Here is a 1,273-nt window from a genome sequence, read left to right on the forward strand (position 1 = left end):
CCCTTGGTTTTTTCGTCCTATCGCGGGTTCCTACCGCCCATGCCCGTTCTTCGGTAACGTTTTGATAATGGGGCCCACTCACATCACTTCATATGATGGTGGATACGCTATCCCCACAGCCTCCTGTCTTCTAAACAGTAACTGTAGAAATATCGTACCTCCGATTCCAACTTAAAAAGGTACCCGATTTAGTGCCCCAAATAGTACCCCAAAAGTTCCATAAATTTTTATATCATCTCTAATGCAGTTGCAAAATTCAAAATCCCTGACTTTCGTTTCCGATAAAACTTACCGCGCTTCATCCCTAATACCGTATAAATATAATCATCGTTTAACTCTGTCGCACTCATATATTTCATTTCTAGTATCTGTTGTTCTTCTCGATCTAAGGCATGTTCAAATGCACGATGTAATTGCCTGTACTTGAGTTCATGGGCATCTATCTTTCGCAATTCCGGAAATAAGATATCTGCACCTACCTCCATTCGTTCTCGCTGATTCTGAAATCGAACGCGTAACACCTTATACTTCTTTAATTCTTCTATCACAAAAGGACGGATTTCTTTCTCATCAACATAGGTAAAAAAAGATAATTGATTCATGTGTCATCCTCCTGCATAAAATCTTATTTTTCATGCACACTGTAACTAAGCCTTGGCGCGGTTTTCTTCCTTAATTGAATTGTTAACGAAACGCTTCATTCCTTGGAACGGAAAAACAGCTAGTTTTAGCTAGCTATTTTTTTATTTATCTCTCCATCCGCTCTAAGCCCTATATACTTTGTCCTACCTAATCTGCTATACTACACATACAACCGTAAGAAAGGCGCTGATATCATGTATGAACAACAAGATAATAGGGATCGCGATCAAAAAATGATGTTCCAAATGCAAGGTATTCCCACGAATCAAGTCAACATGAGCCAGTTACCAAAATGGATTCGTTATTTCGGCTATTTCTTTTATGCTTGGATAGGATTATTCAGTATCCTCGCAGTTTTGTATTTACTTTTCCGATGAATTTTGTATAACCTTGTAAAACTGAGGTATACTACACATACATTATGATGTTTTTTCTTGTTCATTTGTCAGCTACCTACGGAACTCTTACAAAAGGGTTCCTCTTTTTGGTTACAATCCCTATTTTTGATGTAAGCATCCTACCATTCTTTTTAAAGGACTATTGTCTGTCCGATACCTACGATATTCAAAACAGATTTAAACACGAATTTACCTTGTTTTATGAATCCATTTTTTGAACACCAGTTTCAAAC

2 protein-coding genes are annotated in these 1,273 nt (G+C 37.5%); one reads left to right on the plus strand and one right to left on the minus strand.

What is annotated here, in order from left to right; genetic code table 11:
* Positions 1-227: 227 nt before the first annotated feature.
* Positions 228-602, minus strand: coding sequence for an ArpU family phage packaging/lysis transcriptional regulator (locus ACQRBL_RS03550; protein WP_023523309.1), 375 nt, complete (start codon positions 600-602; stop codon positions 228-230).
* 234 nt (positions 603-836) lie between these two features.
* On the opposite strand from ACQRBL_RS03550, the gene ACQRBL_RS03555 reads away from it, so the two are divergent.
* Positions 837-1,019 carry a hypothetical protein gene (locus ACQRBL_RS03555; protein ID WP_197230645.1) on the plus strand — a complete coding sequence of 61 codons (183 nt, stop codon included), beginning with the start codon at positions 837-839 and terminating at the stop codon, positions 1,017-1,019.
* Positions 1,020-1,273 lie beyond the last annotated feature (254 nt).

Source organism: Bacillus sp. AF62 (assembly GCF_050312695.1).
Classification (GTDB): Bacteria; Bacillota; Bacilli; order Bacillales; family Bacillaceae_G; genus Bacillus_A; species Bacillus_A cereus.

Bases quoted from the DNA above. Each gene is read 5' to 3' on its own strand.
- ACQRBL_RS03550 (WP_023523309.1), bottom strand. From the start codon at position 602: ATGAATCAATTATCTTTTTTTACCTATGTTGATGAGAAAGAAATCCGT.
- ACQRBL_RS03555 (WP_197230645.1), top strand. From the start codon at position 837: ATGTATGAACAACAAGATAATAGGGATCGCGATCAAAAAATGATGTTC.